We start from the raw sequence: 16,956 nt of genomic DNA on the forward strand, positions 1-16,956 counted from the left end.
CGCTGTCGCCAACGCTTGCCCTTTCCCGCCAAGTCCGCGACTGTCTCTAACTGCATCGGCTGTGTGCCGTGTGTGTTTTAGGGGTTTTTTTGCCCACCCAGCCCAGTGCGGGATCTGTCCCACACTCATGTCATCTTACGGCACAATCGAACCAGGCGGTCAGACATCATCGGGGCGCAACGCGCCGACCTGCCGACCCGTCAATTCCAAGGCGCGCTTCATGCGCTCCCGCAAGGTGTTGCGCGAGATCCCCAGAAGTTGCGCGGCGCGCACCTGATTCTGGTCGGTTGCTTTCAGCGCGGTTTCGACCAACACCTCCTCCAGCGCCGCTGTCATCCCCGCATAGACCTGCCCCGGTGCGGCCGCCGCCACTTGCGCGAAGACCGGGTCCACGACACGCGCGAAAAGATCGCGGTACTCCCGATGCGCCTCCGACATGTCCAGCGTGGCGCACACCGGCACATCGTCCAAGCTGGGAAAGTCATCACCCATGAGCTCCGATTCGCGCGACAGGACGACCGCCATGTGAATGGTGTTCTCCAACTCACGGACGTTTCCGGGCCAATGGTGGTGCAGGAGTTTCTCATAGGCCGCCGCCGACAGGGGCCTGGGGTCGCGATGCTCCAGGTGGGAGTACTTCCTGATGAAGTAGTCGCTCAGAAGCCGGACGTCCGCTTTGCGTTCGCGCAGCGGCGGCAAAAACAGAGATACGACTTTCAACTTGTAGAAGAGGTCCACGCGGAAGCGCCCCTCCTTCATCGCATCCACCAGACTGCGACTCGAGGCGGCGATGATACGAACATCGAGGGCGATGAAGCCGCCGCCGCCCGGCTGTTCGCAGCGTCCCTCCTCCAAGACACGGAAGAGGCGGCTCTGGACCAAAGGCGACAGATCGGCGACCTCATCCAAGAAGACCGTGCCCCCGTCGGCCAACTCCAGCTTGCCGCGGCCCGTGGCCGGGGAGCGCACGCTGTTGTCGAGCGGCTCGCCGAACAACTCGTACTCGAGGTGCGAGGGCGACGTGGCGTTGCAGCTCACGGAGAAGAAGGGACCATCGGCACGGGACGAGTTCCGGTGAATGGCGCGTGCCACCAGTTCCTTGCCGGTCCCCGTCTCCCCCAGAAGCAGAACCGGGGCATCACTCTCTGCGATCTGACCAATCAGCTTCGCCACAGCCACGATTTCGGGGGACTTTCCGAGAATCTGATCCTTGGCCAACGGCACGTCGTCATCCGCCCTCGGAGAAACAGGACTGGTGTTGCCGATGGCCCGGTTGAGGATCTGCTCCAAGTGGGCCAGGCGGAACGGCTTGGCCAGGTATTCGAATGCCTTTTCCTTCATCGCCTCGATCGCGTTGTCGGTGGACACGTACCCCGACACGATGATCACCGGAGTATCGGGCCGGTCGGCCTTGATCTGTCGCAGCAGCTCCAAGCCGGACATTGAGGGGAGATGGACGTCCAGGATGATGGCATCGGGACGGGAGGCACGAACCGCTGGCATGACATCGGCACCGTCGCCGACAACGTCGATCTGATAGCGTTCCGGAGACAGATAGTTGCTAACTGCCTGTGCGATTTCGGGATCATCGTCCACCAGGACGATCTTGAGACGACGTTCGCTCACGCGCATCCTCCGTTGACCATAAGACCGACCCGTATAATCGGGTTATCGGACGATGGGGCGTGAAGTTGACGCGGGAAGGCGACCCTCGTCCGCGATCCTGCACCAAATGTCGCCGGACTACCGTCGGTGAGTCCCGGTCGGCTCCACAATTGGCGGGCTAGGGGCTGAAGCCCGTGTTTACCGGATCATCATGGAGATGCTGTGGCGGACTCATTCGGGCGGGAAAAGCAGATCCCTCGCTTCGCTCGGGATGACAAATGGAGGGTACGAAGCATTCCGCGCGTCTCCCCCGACACGCGCCCGAGTGTCTGCAGGACACGCACAAGCCCCCGGAGCGTCGCTCCGAGGGCTTGCGCGTGCCACCCGAGGAGATCGTGGTCGACTCCTCAATGATTGCTCAGGACGGACCGCAGGGGCGGGCGCCGCCACGAAACACATGGTCGACCAGGCGCACGAGGTCCTGGATGTCCGACGGCGGCTGGCAGTTGGTTTCGGCCCGGCCGGGAGGCACGGGCGTCGATCCGCCGCGGAAGACGAATTCGACCAACGCTACCACATCGAGGATGTCGTAGATGCAATCGAAATGCACGTCACCCGGCCGGTAGAGCTCATAATGGAAGACGGGGGACGACGGTGACGTGTTGCCGGCGGCGTCGCGTGCCAGTACGCGCCAATAGACGGTCGTGCTGCAGGTCGGCAGCGCCGCCTCGGGCGGGACTTGGTAACTGGTGGCGTCTGTCCAGATCGAATCCACCGCGCCGCCAAACCCGGCATCCGTTGAGCCCTGCCAACGGTAGGCAATGGCAGTCTGTCCCGATTTCGTGTCGGTAACCGGCGCCCAAGTGAACAGCGGTGTTGAGTCGGCATCGGCGGTGTCGTCCGCCGGCGACAGGAGGACGGGTGCATCGGGAGCCTTTGTATCGATCTCCAGGGACCGAGGCGCGGTGAAACCGCTGGAGTCGCCCACGGCATTCAGTGTCAGAACGCGCCAGTAATGGACACCGTCGGTCAGTGAATCTGTGACCGTCAAGGTCGTCTCCGCCACGGGGCCGTAGCGGTACCGGCCCAGCGCGAATGCGGAATCATCGGCGGTCTCCACGACGTGCGAAAACACATCGAATCCCGGCGGCGGCGGCGAATACGGAACATGACTCCACAGCAGTGCCGGCCGCGGATTGTTGGTCAGCGCCCCATCAGCGGGAGACACCAACACGGACAGCGGCGGGAAGTTGATGACGCTGATCAACGCCGTGTCGGCGTCGGTGGCCTCAATGTCGCCGAGCGTGACGCCGTTGACGATCAGTCGGTTGCTCGTCCCGGGGACGGCTCCCCCCGAGATCGTCGCCGAAACCAGCAGGGCCGTATCTCGACCCGCTGCCACCCAGACCGTGCCCGTCGCCGGAACCACCGCCCATCCGGCCTGATTGGTCACCGACCAATCGATGCTGTCATCCACCACTCCCGTGTTGGACAGGTGTACCGGCTGGGCAATTTGGTGACCCGGGACTCCCATTGTGTCCCGTCCTGCGTCCACGCTGACGGCGCGGCCCGATAGCACCATCACGCGCATCGTGTCGCGATCCGACACGCTCCCGTTGCCCTGCGATACAGCGACACCAATGATCGTGTCCAGCGTGCCCAGCGGTGCCGACGGAGGGATCGTCAAAGTGAACGTCAGGTTTGAATCGGCCAACGAGGGAAGCGCAACGATCACGGGGTTGGGCGTGATCGACCAGCCCCGTTTGCTGGTCAGTGTGAGATCATACGCATCACTCTGCGAACCGACGTTTCTCAGGTGAAACCGGGCCGGCATGGCACCGGGAACAACGCTCGTGTCGACCGCAGCGGTCAGCATCACGGCGTATGGGCTCCCGCCGAGAAGCACGATATTCGGCGAGTAGGCCAACGAGAACGGCTGTGGACCTTGCGGCACGCTGGTGCCGTTCACCTCGACCGTCCAGGTCCCTGCCTCCAACGGAGCATTGATGCGAACTTGCTCCAGGTTGTCGCGGTTGTTGACGCCATGCGTCGCATTGGCGCCCGGACTGGCAGGGTTCAGCACCCAGGGATATTGCACCGGCGTTCCCGACGGGGGACGCAGGACAATATCGAGATTGTTGATCAACGTCACCGACGCACCGCCGGCGGCGCCGGGGTCATCCCATGCCAGTGTGAAGGAGATCTGCGACAGCGAGCCGTCGTTGATAAACTGCCAGGAGCGGGTTCCCCCATTTGACACCTGGTCTTCGAGCAAAGTGCCGGCGTTGAGCAGGTCGACGGCGCTGGTTACATCGACCCGTCCGTACCCCCAGTCATACTCGGGTCCCGCATCGCCGAGGTCATCCGCGGACTCGACGAAGGCCGCCTTGACCGTGGAAGCCAGTGGCGTCTGACCACCATGAAGCGTGTGGTATCGTTCAAGCCAGAGCGAAACGCAGCCGGTGACCGTCGGTGCCGACATCGAGGTGCCGCACATGACCGTGTAGCCGCTGGTCAGCTTCGTCGAGGTGACGCCGAAATCCGGTCCCCCCGCCTGACATCCGGGGGCGACGACTTCCGGTTTGAGTCGCCCATCGTCGGTCGGGCCCCAACTGGAAAAACTGGTCATCGTCGAGTTGTCGGAGTTGATGGCGCCGACGGTGATGACGTTCTTCGACGTACCGTAGGGAGTCACCGTGCCCCACGTGAAGCCGACGGAACCACAGTAGTCGGACTGGGTGGAGCGCTGGTTCCCGGCCGACCAACTGACCACGACGGTCTTTCCCGCCCCCCCGCGAATGAGATTGTCGAGCGTACCGCATTCCGAGTAGTAGTTGCCAAGAAACGCCTGGCAGTTGGACTGCGACGGCGGGGTGATCCCCACACTCCATGAATTGGTGGTAATGTCCATCTCATAGTCGTTGATGGCATTCTGGTACTCGCTCTGCAATTCCGCCGAGGAGGTCCACCACAACTGGGACACGATCACGGCCGATGGCGCCATGCCCCGATAAGTCCCGCCCGACCCGACCCCGGAGCCGAGAACAGTGCCGGCCACGTGCGTGGCATGCGTCGCGATCGCGGCACCATCACCTGCCAGGACGCGGCCGCCGAAATCCGGGTGGCTGGGATCGGCTCGCCCACCATCCCATTCGCCGATCATGACGCCGGCACCGGTGAGCGAGTAGGGCGGCGCTTGGGCCACATCGGCGCGGACGTTGGTGCGATTTGAGTTGTTGTCCTCCCGACGCGGCAAGAACGGCTCGACCCAAAGCACCCGCTCGTCGCGAACGACGTCCAACCAGTTCTCTGCCGGAAGCCCGACCTCCACGGAGTGCGCCAATGAGGAAGCCGCCAGCACGCGAGCACCGTATTCGTCGGTCAGCCATCCAGAGGCATCATCCAAGTCTATGTGAGGAAAGACCAAGACGGTGAACCGTGCCAGTCCGCTGGAATCGCGCGACCAATTCGGAGCACCGGTCATGCCCACGAGAACCTCCGCCGTCTTGTCCTCGGGGCGGAGCAAGCCCACCCAGCGGGCGCCTGTCGCGCGCAAGTCGGACCAACTGGCCGTCGTCGGAATCGCAGCGAGGAAGGCACGATCGGGGATGTACGTGTACAGCGAGACTCCCAGACGATTCAGCGTCTCACGCTGCGCATCCGTGGGGAGTGACTCGAACTGCAAAAGCGCCCCGCGCCGCGGCACCGTAGACATTTTCGAAGCCGTAAAGAACGCCTCGATCTCCTTCGTCTCCGGCACCCGCTCCCCGCCGACGAGGTAGAGCCGGAGGGCATTATCCGCCGCATGGCCCGGCAGGGGACCCTGCGACACAACCGCTGTCAAAACCAAGCCGATTAGCAAGGCACGCACACGCACAGACGCTCCTCTTCTGATCCCACCGGGAATCCCCGACCCGCTTGTACTGTCACTACCTGCTTGCGCCCAACGGAACGGCATGAAACCAGATGTACTACCCCCCAGCCTAATAAAGCGGCTTCTCTCCAATTGTCAACCGCTAAACCCAATGGACAGCGCACCTTGCGCCCCCCGCTGAGGGGACCGCCCCCTCAGCGATCGTGTCGTTGTTCGCCCGTCGTGCGCAGTCGTCGGAATCTCAACGTGACGGTGCGACAAGCCGATATCTACAACGAACACTATGAAGACGGCGAACGGTACCAGACCCACGGCCCAGCGCATCCTGGTCGTCGACGACGAGCACTCGTTGTGTGAGATGATGCGGATCATGCTCACCAAGGAGGGGTACGACGTCGATACCGAGCTGAGCGGCCGAAAGGCGATCGAACGCCTGTCCGGAAGACACTACGACCTGGTCATTGCCGATCTGAAGATGCCCGAGATGTCAGGACTGGAGTTGTTGGACCGCGCCCGCGAGAAGGAGAATGACCTCCCGGTGATCGTCATGACCGCCTTCGCCTCGGTCGACACGGCCATCGAGGCCCTCAAAAAGGGCGCCTCCGATTACATCACGAAGCCGTTCAAGATCGACGAAATCAAGCTGGCGATCCGTCAGACGCTCGAAACATCAGACCTCAAGCGAGAGAATCAGGCACTCAAGGCCCGTCTGGAGGAGTCGCTGTCCTTTGAGCGGCTTCTCGGGACTGACCCCCGTATCGATGAGGTCAAGAGAGTCGCCGCCCAAGCGGCGGTCTCCGACACCACGATCCTGATCCGGGGTGAAAGCGGCACCGGCAAGGATCTGCTCTCCCAAGCCATTCACCAGCATTCGCCCCGGCATGACCGCCCCTACATCACCGTCAACTGTGCCGCTCTGCCGGAAACGCTCCTGGAAAGTGAGTTGTTCGGCCACATCAAGGGATCATTCACCGGCGCGATCCGCGACCACGAGGGTCTGTTCCGCGCCGCCGAAGGGGGCACGCTCTTCCTGGACGAAATCGCCGAGATCACGCCGGCGATCCAAGTGAAGCTGTTGCGCGTGCTCGAAGACAAGAAGGTCACGCCGATCGGCGCCACCTCGGGGCGCACCGTCGATGTGCGGCTGATTGCCGCCACCAATGCCGACCTCGAAGCGGCGGTCGCCACGCGCCGGTTTCGTGCCGACCTGTACTACCGGCTCAATGTCATCCAGATTCACCTCCCCCCGCTCCGGGAGCGGGCCGATGACATTGAAATCCTGAGCCGTCATTTCATCGAGGCAAGCTGCACGCGGGCCGGTTGTGCGGCGAAGCACTTAAGCCGCGCCGCGCTGGAGCTACTGAAGAAGTACCCCTGGCCGGGAAACGTGCGCGAGTTGCAGAATGTCATTGAACGCGCCGTCGTGTTGTCCGATGATGCCACGCTCGATGTCGGTGACTTCCCGGCCCGGCTGGCACAGCCGTTGGATGTCGCCTCAGTCGGTGAGACAACACACGCCTCGCCGACGCTTGAGTCGATCGAGAAGGCATATATCTATTGGGTGTTGAACCAAACGGAATGGCAGAAGGCCCGCGCGGCGCAGATTCTCGGCATCGATTCGTCGACTCTCTACCGCAAGATCAACAAGTACAAGTTCACGGTTCCCCGCCCGAATGGGCCGGGCGAGGGGTCGGCGTAGTCGTCCTGCCCCCGGCTTTGACCCCCAACAGCACGGCCCCGCCGGCCACGAACAACACCAGGACGGAGAGCGCCGCCAAGCGCAGGTTTCCTCCCGTTGCCGCAGCAATCTCGCCGAACACCAGCGGACCCAGGACGGCCGCACTCTTGCCGCAGAGAGAGTAGAATCCGAAGTACTCTCCCTCGTGTCCCTTGGGGATCAACGTGGCCATGAAGGCGCGACTGGCGGCCTGGATCGCGCCCAGACCGGTGCCGGCCAGCGCCGCCACGAGGAAGAACTGTCCCCGCGTCCGGACGAAGTACACCAGCGCCACCACAACGATCCACTGGACGATGGTCGTCATGACGACGAACTTCGGCCCCTTGGTGTCGGTCGGGCGCGCCCACAGAGCCGCACCGATGAGCGCCGACAGTTGCACGCACATGTACACGAGGATCAGATCGGTCATGGCGAAGCCGAGCGCTTCGCGGGCGAAGATCGATGAGAAGGCGATCACCGTGTTGACGCCGTCGTCATAGAGGAGGAACGCGAGAAGGAAGCGTCGCAGCTCCGGCGTGCTGCGAATCTCCCGCAGCGTCCGCATTGTCCCTCGCCAGCCAAGACGTCCTGCCTTCCAGAGACTCTCGCGGGCTGTTGCATCTCGCGGCAACCACAGCAACGCCGGCAGGGCGAAGAGCAAGAAGAGAGCCGCGACGACGGCAAACGCTTCCGGGTAACGTTGCGTGCGCACCAGCGGTAGTGCCGCAACCAGACCGACAAAGGACCCGGCATAGCCGACCGCAAAGCCCATCCCAGACAGCCGTCCCTGCTTGTCCGGCGGGACCAACCCGGGCAGGAAGGCGTTGTAGAACACCATGGCGCCCTCGAATCCGATCCCGGCCACGACGCTGACGGCAAACCCATAGACAACCATGCCCGGGGCCACCGTCGCCAACAGTGCCGTGGCGCCGATCGACACCAGCGTGTAGATGATTAAGAGACGCTTGCGCCAGCCCGCCAGATCCGCCATCGCCCCGGTCAATGGGGAAGTGACGGCAACGAACACCATCGTGGCCGAGACGGCGCGTCCCCACCAGCGCGCCCCCTCACCGGCGCTGCCGACAATGACACCGGCGTAGTACGCGGACCAGACCGTCGCCGGAATGACGGCGGCATAGACCGAATTGGCCAAATCGTACAGGCACCACGAAACGATGGTGCGGCTTCTGGCCCAGCGGGGAATCATGGGTTCAGGGGATTGCGGATCGCTCGCCGGGGGCCACGGAAATGCGCCATCCGTCCGGGGCGGCAATCTGCCCAGTCACCAGCTCACGGTACCATTGCGAGACTGCCCGGGTGATCGGGCCGGGTTGACCATCGCCGATTACGCGATCCTCAATCCGCCCCACGGGAACGATCTCCATGCCGGTGCCGCAGAAAAACACTTCATCTGCCTTGAGCAACTGCTCCGGTGCCAATGTCTCGGAGCGCACGGCGTGACCGAGCTGCGCCCAATGATCAAGTAGCGTCTGACGTGTGATCCCCGGGAGGATGTCCGCTTCCGGAGGAGGTGTGACGATCTTACGTCCAAAAACCGCGAAGATGTTTGCCCCAAACCCTTCCGCCACATCGCCGCCGGTTGTGAGCAGGATCGGCTGGTCGTACCCGCGCGCCAGAGCATCGGCTCGCGCCAGAGACGAGTTGATATACAGCCCGGTCATCTTCGCCCCGGCCGGGCAGGACGCAGCGGGGAAGCGCCGCCATCGGGACCAGGTCGCACTCACGGGCTTGGGAGGCACCGGACCCCGTTCCATGGGCACCGCGATGATTGCCAGCGTCTCCCCCGGCGGCAGTCCGGCGCCGATCTGGGCGGACGATTTGAACAAGAGCGGGCGAATGTACGTGTCACCGAAGGCACCGTTGCAGCGCAACAACTCGATCGTCAGAGACACCAGTACGGCGTCGGTCGGCTCCAAACACATATCCAACAGGGCGGCATTCCGTCGGAAGCGCGCGAAATGCTCACCCGGTCGAAAGATCCACGCCCGCTCTCCGTCACCGTACGAGCGAATTCCCTCGAAGACGCCGGTGCCATAATGTAGCGCATGCGTCATGAGGGGAATCCGCGCGACGGACTCATCGACGAAATCGCCATCGAAGTACACGTAAGCCATCAGTTCAATCCCTGTGGGTCGCACGATGCGTGTGTTTGCTCGTGGCTGTCCATCGTCGCAACACACTCTCAACGTCTGCCGGTGACCGCGCCAGGGCTTCATCCATCGTACGCGCCCGCCTGAGTAGACGGGCCAGGACAGCCCGTTGCATCCCGGCATTGTACGCCAGAAACCCGGCCACCATGGCCGGATCGGACGCTGCCACCCGTGTCAGCGAACTCCAGGAACCACCGCGCAGCGGATTCGACTTACGACCGGACAATGCGAGCCCGCCGGCGGCGTATGCCAGAATGTGCGGCAGACCGATGGTCGTGGCAACCAGACGATCGTGAGTGGCCGCGTCCATTCGCACAGGCCGGCCACCGAGTAGGCCAATCAACTCGCGTGCTCGCGCCGTTGCCCGAGCTGAACGGCAGGGACAATAGACGATCGGGCGGCCAAGGAACAGGCCGGCGTCACTGGCGGCCCAGCGCCGCCTTTCAGTCCCAGCCAGCGGATGCATACCGACGAAATCGAACACGTGCGCCTGGCGCTGCGCGGCTCGCATGATCGCCGCTTTCACTGTGCCGGTGTCAACCACAAGCAACCGGCGACGACGACTGCGCCTGGCCGCCAACAGGGTCAATTGCGGCAGAAGCCGCAGAATCTCCGGGACCGGAACCGACAGCACAACGAGATCGCTCTGTTCCACAAGGCGCGCGAGTGATCCGCGCCAAGCGCAGAATCGTGACGCCGACCGCGCCACCGCATGACGCGTGTCCGTCCCATAGAGTATCAGCGACGGCCGGAAGCGCGACAGCCGCCGCGCCATCGAGCCGCCGATCTGCCCCAGGCCGACGATCCCGACGCAACATCCGGCCAGGACTCGCGGCCGCGGTGTGACCCTGTGTGTCGGCGCCGGATTCATCGACCTTTGATGTCGACCCGAAGTCGCGCTGCCGCCCCCAGGTAGGCATGCTGAATGTCCGCGCGGCTGCGTTCGCTCTCCACATGCATGAGCACCCGGATCACACGCGGCATCCCACCCTCCACTTCGATCTCCTGCGCATCGAGAAGTGGAATGTCGGTCCATCCCATCGCCCGGGCGGCCGCCGCCGGATAATCGGCGTTGAGATCTACAGTGACAGTGAAGAAGATTGAGATGATGTCCGCAAGCGACAGCTCATTGGCCGCAACGATGGCCTGCAGCAGTTCCTGCGTCGCGGCAGCGATCGCCGCCGCCGTGTTCTCCGGCACCTGTATCGCCCCGCGGATTCCTCTGACTGCCATGTACCAGTCTCCTAATCCAGAAAACGCCAGTCAATCCCGAAGCGCAGCGTCCGCCCGGTGAACGGGTAGCCCGCCTGCGTCCGATAGGGGAATCCGGCCACGTTCTGCATCTGGGCAATCAACGTGAAATCCTTGATCGTCGCCGTCCCCGCCAGATCGAAGCGAAAGGCATGCGGGGACGAGTATCCGGTCGGATCGATGCGCCGATCGCCATACCACCATATGCCGGTGGCATCGATGCGCACGTCCGCGCCATATCCCAGTTGCGGCGCCACCCAGGAGAGCATGGCCACTCCCTTGTGCGGATAGTACCCCGTCAGCCGCGCATGCTCCAGAGTCTCCGCGTACTTGGCCGCGTAACTGATCGCACCGACGAAGCGACCCAACCGTGGCCCATCAATCCCGATGGCCATCCCGACCGTGCGTGCATCAGTAGACGTCGGGCGATACGACTGGCGTGTGATCGGCTCGCCGAGGACCGTGTCGACAGTCTCCTGCCCATCCCAACGGAAGTAGTGCTCGACATAGGCACAGCGCAGTTCCGCTGTGAAACGAACCTGGTCTCCAGCACAGGCATGTTCCGTACCCCAGTGAAGCAGGGCGACGTTGGTCCATTGCGCCGGCAGGCCGGGATCCCCCTGCTCGGCATACAAGACACCCGACTGCCCGGCCGTGAGAAAGGCGTATTCCACTGGGGGACGGTAGCGGTCCAGGAGCGACGGAATCGCTCGTTCCCGAGCCAATCGGACGACGGGGAGCAAAGGCATCCGCGCGGAATCGGGAGCCAGCACCAGCGTGCCGCCGACCGCCGGGGCATCATGGTCCGCGTCGGATACGGTCGCCTGCGCGGTGAATCGGGCCAAATCGCGGAGTGACCATTGTCGGCCTGCGGCCAACGCAAGATTCCAGCGCGACGGTTCGACCCCGGCGATCAACAGCTCTTCCCACGAGGCACTCCCATCCAAGAACCAGCCGCGTCGTGATCCGTTTCCCCATAGTGTCCAGAGACGATCGCGGCTCTTCAGTCTGTATCCCTGCGTGCCGTCGGTCAGCTTCTGCTTCCCCGATTGCACAGACGCACCGGCGATCCAACCCGCGCTGCTGACGGCGGGACGATACACGGTCGCTTCCATCTGCCAGAGCAGGTCATCCCGTAACGGGTGCACGACATCGAACGGTGCGGGGGTGAGGACGGTCGTTTTGTCGCGGAATTGCGTGTAGCGCCAATTCCAGAAGTAGTTCTGATGGAGATGCCCGCCCAACCGCAGATCAATGTGGCGGAGATCGCGCTGATCGGAGGCGAACCGCCCATCGCCGCCGAAGAAGGCGAAGGTGAAATCGAATCCCATCCGGTTGCGGATCGTCTGGCGAAATTCCGCTTGGGAGTATGTCTCCGCAAAGTCCCCCTGACGGGCGAAGTACGAGGATTGCGGTCGCACGCCCCAGAGCGTGTCGCGCTCCAACCGCACACGCTCTGCCACGCGGTAGTCCGAGAATGCGAACGACGGGAGGGTGCCGACATCGAATCCCGGCCGTTGCGGGAAGGTCAATCGCTGCCAGACCATCGGTCGGTTGTCGACACACCAACGGCCGGAGGGCGGCACCAATCCCCAGTGAGTCAAAAGGCGGGTTTGCCCGGCGCCGGGGGCATCATCGACATCGCACCGGGGATCAAGGAGCATCCAATCGGCCAGATCCGCCGCCGCTGCGACTTTGACCGGCGGCATCGGCCAGGTCGGACCATCCAGTGTCCGATCGTACGCCCGTCGCGACGTGCTCCAGGCACGGTGAACGGGCACATAGAGGCGCTCGGGGATCGAGTCGACCCGGCCACCGACAGGGTGCGTCGAGTCGATGGGCAAAGGCTTCTGACCGGTCGTGTCAAATGCCGTATCGGCATCGGAGACTCGCAGCTCACCTGAATCTGTCGCTGCGGCTCGGCAGTCAGAACGATCACGGCCTACAGCGTACGCCGCCGAAAGCGCGAAAACGATTGCCATGACGGGCCGCAGACGAAGAGCGGCGATCACGAGGGTGCAGCGACCGAAGCGGCGGGCCTCGTCAACCATCGCCCCAGAATCGGGAAGATCGCGCCGAACAGCAATGCATTTGATAGGACATGTAGCGCGCTGAAGGGAATCGCGGCGATCATTACCGGCACAAAGGGTCCGATGGCGAACGCAAAGGCGAGATTGGTGAGCACGTCGTACACCAAGGTCACAGCCACTCCCACGGCGACGGCACTGGCACGACCCGGAGTCCCCATCCGGCCCAGCAATGGACGGGCGAGGCCGCCGACCAGTCCGGCCAGTCCCATCCCCACGATCTGGGCGCCCCAGACCGGGGGAATCGCTGCACCCCATGGATTAAAGGTGGCGTAAACCGCCATGCTCAGGGTGCCGACCATGGCGCCCCAGACCGAGCCGTACGCATATCCAACCAGAACAAAGGCCAGCGTCAGCGGCTCGACATTGGGCACAGCAAAGAGCGGCAGCTTGAGGGCGAATGCCGCCGCCACGATGCCGCCGCTGCGCGCCAAGCGTCGCAGTGCGACCACAACGTGGGGCGACGAGTTTCCGATTCCGTTGGCCGGCGTCATGGGCCGTAGTTCTTCACGGCGACCTTGACGACTTCTCTCTTGTCGCCGTACTGAATCAACGCCAGATAGACACCGCTGGCCACCCGGCGCGACTGCCGGTTGGTCCCATCCCATGACAGCGTCACGGCGGTCCGGCCGGGCGAGCGGTACATATCGTCCTCGGCGCCCCCGCGGATCACCTGCCCCGCCAGCGTGAAGATGTGCATTGACACCGGGACCGACTCGGCCCGGAGCACCTGCACGCGGAATGCGTCCCCACCACCCTCATCCGCCAGAACCAGAGGATTGGAGTAAACCTTGTGGATCGAGGTCACGCGGTTGTCGACCAACGTGTCCTGCACGGCGAAGCTGAAGCGCAGGCGACGATCGAGCCTGTCCTGCGTGGGATCAAGTTTGAAGGGCGAGACGATGACCAGCAACTCCTCGTACGCATCCCAATGCTCGACGCGGATCGGGTCGAAGACACTACGCGTGAAGTTGATCGTTGGCTGGGCAGTACCATTTATTCCCGCCGTGACGACCATCCATTCTTCGATCCCCTCGGGGAATAGCTGCAAGGTGAACGTGGTCACCGTATCGGAGTAGACCGGCACGAACCGGAGATACGAGGCTGCCTCCTCGTCAGGGCTGCGTGGCCAATGCAGAATCGAGCTGGTGTCCCCGGCCGGGTACTCACTGTACACGACTGAATCGAGCCCCGCCAACTCCGGATAGTCTCGACCTTCCTCATAGGACCAAGGTGCCCAATTCCGTCCGGTGAAGTAGTTCCAAACCAGAAATGCCGCCCATTCCACGTCCAGCGACGAGTTGTAAGGGGAACGCTCCAGCGCGGTGCGAAACGCCTCGAAGGTGTTGAAGCCAGACTTCTGGCCGCATTCCTCCCAAATCTCCCGCAAAATCACCGGATCATGACGTTGCGCCAGAAACAGCGCCCAGATCCCGGACGCGTATGGGTGCAGTCCCTCAGGACCGCTGTTGTTGGCGTAAGCCCGCAGTGACATCCACGGGTTATTGAAGAACGCCGGCAGATAGGCAACATAGTCATTGACGTTGTCAAAGACGATGTCCTCCATCGCGACCGCCGTCACTTCCAACCACCATGGATAGAGCGTTGGCAAGTCATCGGAGCCGGAGCGCCGCGCCTCGGCTTCAAGCGCGTCGTACGACCACTGACAGGCGTGATTCAACTCGTGGGCGATGGTCACGGCCATGGCATCGAAGGGCCGGGTGGCGTATCCGTACAGACTGGAATACTCGCTCCGTAACGCGATCCAACTGGACGCCACATAGGTCCCGCTCGTCGTGTTGAAGTACACAGTGTCCGGCTCGCTCAGCCCGTAGTAGTCGGCCATGTAGCCGGAGAACTTGAAGAAATAGATGTCGTAGCGAGGATCCTCGCCCGACCGCCCGATGGCATCGGAAATCGGGAACCGGAAACCGAGCGTATCAATCTCCTCCGCGACAGTTCGCTGGAGAAGACTGTCGCACTTGAGAATGTACACCGGCACGTTCCCCGGCCCCACGCCGTAGACCATGTCGATCGAATCCGGGCCAGTGCGATTGAAATGCAGCCGGAAGCGTCCGTCTTGGGTGTCATAGTACTCACTCAACTGTGGGCGTGTTGTTTGAACTTGCACGGAGATCGCCTGCCGGGCCGACTCGGACAACTCCGGCCAGGCGATCCTGACCTCCAAGAGTAGTGGCGAACCGCAGCGCCGATGGGGTCCGGGCTCCGGCACAGGCTCGGGGCGTATGCCGGCCCCAAACGCCATCGTAACCCGGTTGATCAGGTCCTGTTCATAGGCAGGGTTGCCGGCAAACGCCGGCGCCGTCCCGATCAGGACCGACGCCGCGAGACACAGGAGGACTACCGAATGGGAACGCAAGGGGTTCTCTCTTTTGCTGGGTTCAGACTGGGGTGTCGGGATTGTCGATGCGCAGGTTGACAATCCGCATGATCTCTTCCGTTAAACGCTCGGAGTCGGTCTCCAGTTCCCGCACGCGATTGAGCATCTCATCGCGGAAAGCCGTGTCGGCGAATCCCGCCATGTTGATCTTGACGTTCAACCCGGCACCGATGATCGCCGTCCGGGCCATCTGGCCGCCGACACCGGCATCGGAAACGGCATTCACATTGCCATTTTCGGCACACAATCTGGCCAACTCCATGACCTCGGAGGCGGCCTGCATGACCGCCAAGGGCACCTGGGCCGCCTCGCGGGTGGCCTGGTCGACGGCCGCATCGCGGGCGGCCACCTGCGATTCGGTGTCCTTTGGGAGCTTGCGCGCCGCCATCAGCTTGTCAAAGGCGACCGTGTCGGCCTCAGAGAGCGACATCAGGCGTCGACGAAGCTCCTCGGTCTTCTCCAGCGCCGCTTCCATCTGCGGCTGAACAGCCAGGTACTTCTTCTTCCCGATCGTCAGCCGGCAGACCATACCGCTCAATGCCGCCGCCAAGGTCCCCGCCACCGCTGATACGGCACCGCCACCCGGAGCCGGTGCTGCGGAGGCGACTTGGTCCACAAAAAGCCCCCATCCCGACCTCTCGGCCTGTTTGGCCATGGCGGACCGCAGCTTCTCTTCCAGCACCTGTTCCGGCGAGAACCGCTCCAGTTGCAGAAAGTGCTCTGCCGTGTCATACAGCGACTTCGCCGGCGTCAGACCGACGATTTCGGTGGACGTTACCCGCACACCCCAGCGTTCCGCCTCGGAGCGAATCATCTGCAAGACGCGAAAGATCGGTGTCTTTTCATAATTGACCAGATTCATCGAGACCTGCACACAGCCACGGTCTTTGATCTCAAAACCGAGGGCCTTGCAGTAGCGCAATCCCCCGGATGCGAACCGGATGGCATTGGCAATCGACCGCGCCACCGACAGACGGTCGGTGCTGAGGTAGGCATTGAACGCCACCAGCGGCATCCGGGCCCCGACCGCGGTGGCACCCGCCTTGAGATTCATGCTCGCCGGTCCGAAATCCGGGCGACGCGAGGGGTCTGTCTCGATCGTGTCGCGGATACCCTCGTACTCACCCCGGCGCACGTCGGCGAGGTTCTCGCGATCGGGTCGGGTCGCCGCCGCCTCATAGAGGTAGACCGGGATGGCCAACTCGCCGCCGATCCTCTGCCCCAGTCGGCGGGCCAGCGTGGCGCATTCGGCCAATGTGATCCCCGCAATCGGCACGAACGGCACGACATCGGTCGCACCCATGCGCGGGTGCTCGCCTTTGTGCGTGCGCATATCGATCAACTCGGCGGCCTTTTGCACCGCGCGGAATGCCGCCTCGCTGGTCGCCTCCGGGCCACCGACCAGTGTGACCACCGAGCGATTGTGGTCGGCATCCATCTCCCTGTCGAGCAGGGTGACGCCGTCCACGGTCAGCGCCGAGGCGACGATCGCATCGACGATCTCCGGCCGACAGCCTTCCGAGAAATTGGGTACACATTCGACGATTGCGGCCATTACCAAGGTCCTCTCTCATTCTCTTTGGAAACGCCGGAGGATACGGATTTCCCGGCGTCGGCACAACGGGGCGTGGAGAAACAGTGACAGGACAGCGTTTCCCACGGACTCCGTCCGCAGGGGTGCGGAGACCACGGCCCTACGCAGCGAAGGCCTGAGGATAGGTCTGAGACCGCCCCTCCTGTCATCCCGAACGAAGTGAGGGATCTGCTGTACTCCGTGATCATGCCCAAAGCAGACCCTTCGCTCCGCTCAGGGTGACAGATCATGATGCATTGGGGCACGGCGTGCCGTG

11 protein-coding genes are annotated in these 16,956 nt (G+C 63.2%); 1 reads left to right on the forward strand and 10 read right to left on the reverse strand.

Annotation, left to right across the window (positions count from 1 at the left end; genetic code table 11):
- Positions 1–159: 159 nt before the first annotated feature.
- Together AB1792_09720 and AB1792_09725 are read right to left on the reverse strand one after the other, a co-directional pair.
- Positions 160–1,626, reverse strand: a complete 1,467-nt coding sequence (locus AB1792_09720) for a sigma-54 dependent transcriptional regulator (GenBank protein ID MEW5702493.1) — start codon at positions 1,624–1,626, stop codon at positions 160–162.
- Between the two features lie 397 nt (positions 1,627–2,023).
- On the reverse strand, positions 2,024–5,482 hold the full coding sequence (locus AB1792_09725; GenBank protein MEW5702494.1) for a S8 family serine peptidase: 3,459 nt from the start codon (positions 5,480–5,482) through the stop codon (positions 2,024–2,026).
- A 280-nt stretch (positions 5,483–5,762) separates the two neighbouring features.
- Between AB1792_09725 and AB1792_09730 the strand changes: the two genes are divergently transcribed.
- Positions 5,763–7,178: a sigma-54 dependent transcriptional regulator gene (locus AB1792_09730; protein MEW5702495.1), complete on the forward strand. Its 1,416-nt coding sequence runs from the start codon at positions 5,763–5,765 to the stop codon at positions 7,176–7,178.
- Here the strand turns inward: AB1792_09730 and AB1792_09735 are convergent.
- Genes AB1792_09735 through ftcD form a run of 8 tightly spaced genes read right to left on the reverse strand, consistent with a single transcriptional unit; the run spans position 7,135 to position 16,661 of the window.
- Positions 7,135–8,403: an MFS transporter gene (locus AB1792_09735; protein MEW5702496.1), complete on the reverse strand. Its 1,269-nt coding sequence runs from the start codon at positions 8,401–8,403 to the stop codon at positions 7,135–7,137. The two genes, AB1792_09730 and AB1792_09735, sit on opposite strands and share 44 nt — an antisense overlap.
- Before the next feature lie 4 nt (positions 8,404–8,407).
- Positions 8,408–9,331 (reverse strand): aminotransferase class IV, encoded by a 924-nt coding sequence (locus tag AB1792_09740; protein MEW5702497.1) that lies wholly within the window; start codon positions 9,329–9,331, stop codon positions 8,408–8,410.
- Positions 9,332–9,335: 4 nt separating this feature from the next.
- Positions 9,336–10,238, reverse strand: a complete 903-nt coding sequence (locus AB1792_09745; protein ID MEW5702498.1) for a prephenate dehydrogenase/arogenate dehydrogenase family protein — start codon at positions 10,236–10,238, stop codon at positions 9,336–9,338.
- Complete coding sequence (aroH, locus tag AB1792_09750) at positions 10,235–10,600, reverse strand: chorismate mutase (GenBank protein MEW5702499.1); 366 nt, start codon at positions 10,598–10,600, stop codon at positions 10,235–10,237. The genes AB1792_09745 and aroH overlap by 4 nt, the downstream gene beginning before the upstream one ends.
- A gap of 11 nt (positions 10,601–10,611) precedes the next feature.
- Positions 10,612–12,669, reverse strand: coding sequence for a hypothetical protein (locus AB1792_09755; protein ID MEW5702500.1), 2,058 nt, complete (start codon positions 12,667–12,669; stop codon positions 10,612–10,614).
- A complete protein-coding gene (locus tag AB1792_09760; GenBank protein ID MEW5702501.1) occupies positions 12,627–13,199 on the reverse strand; it encodes a hypothetical protein in 573 nt (190 codons plus the stop codon). The genes AB1792_09755 and AB1792_09760 overlap by 43 nt, the downstream gene beginning before the upstream one ends.
- A complete protein-coding gene (locus AB1792_09765; GenBank protein MEW5702502.1) occupies positions 13,196–15,085 on the reverse strand; it encodes an MXAN_6640 family putative metalloprotease in 1,890 nt (629 codons plus the stop codon). The genes AB1792_09760 and AB1792_09765 overlap by 4 nt, the downstream gene beginning before the upstream one ends.
- 22 nt (positions 15,086–15,107) lie before the next feature.
- On the reverse strand, positions 15,108–16,661 hold the full coding sequence (ftcD, locus tag AB1792_09770) for a glutamate formimidoyltransferase (protein MEW5702503.1): 1,554 nt from the start codon (positions 16,659–16,661) through the stop codon (positions 15,108–15,110).
- Between the last annotated feature and the right edge of the window lie 295 nt (positions 16,662–16,956).

This window comes from Candidatus Zixiibacteriota bacterium, from assembly GCA_040752595.1.
Classification (GTDB): Bacteria; Zixibacteria; MSB-5A5; order WJJR01; family WJJR01; genus JACQFV01.

Excerpts from the sequence above, each read along its gene's own strand:
- ftcD (MEW5702503.1), bottom strand. The coding sequence starts at position 16,661 with ATGGCCGCAATCGTCGAATGTGTACCCAATTTCTCGGAAGGCTGTCGG.
- AB1792_09760 (MEW5702501.1), bottom strand. The coding sequence starts at position 13,199 with ATGACGCCGGCCAACGGAATCGGAAACTCGTCGCCCCACGTTGTGGTC.
- aroH (MEW5702499.1), bottom strand. The coding sequence starts at position 10,600 with ATGGCAGTCAGAGGAATCCGCGGGGCGATACAGGTGCCGGAGAACACG.
- AB1792_09735 (MEW5702496.1), bottom strand. The coding sequence starts at position 8,403 with ATGATTCCCCGCTGGGCCAGAAGCCGCACCATCGTTTCGTGGTGCCTG.
- AB1792_09745 (MEW5702498.1), bottom strand. The coding sequence starts at position 10,238 with ATGAATCCGGCGCCGACACACAGGGTCACACCGCGGCCGCGAGTCCTG.
- AB1792_09755 (MEW5702500.1), bottom strand. The coding sequence starts at position 12,669 with ATGGTTGACGAGGCCCGCCGCTTCGGTCGCTGCACCCTCGTGATCGCC.
- AB1792_09740 (MEW5702497.1), bottom strand. The coding sequence starts at position 9,331 with ATGGCTTACGTGTACTTCGATGGCGATTTCGTCGATGAGTCCGTCGCG.
- AB1792_09730 (MEW5702495.1), top strand. The coding sequence starts at position 5,763 with ATGAAGACGGCGAACGGTACCAGACCCACGGCCCAGCGCATCCTGGTC.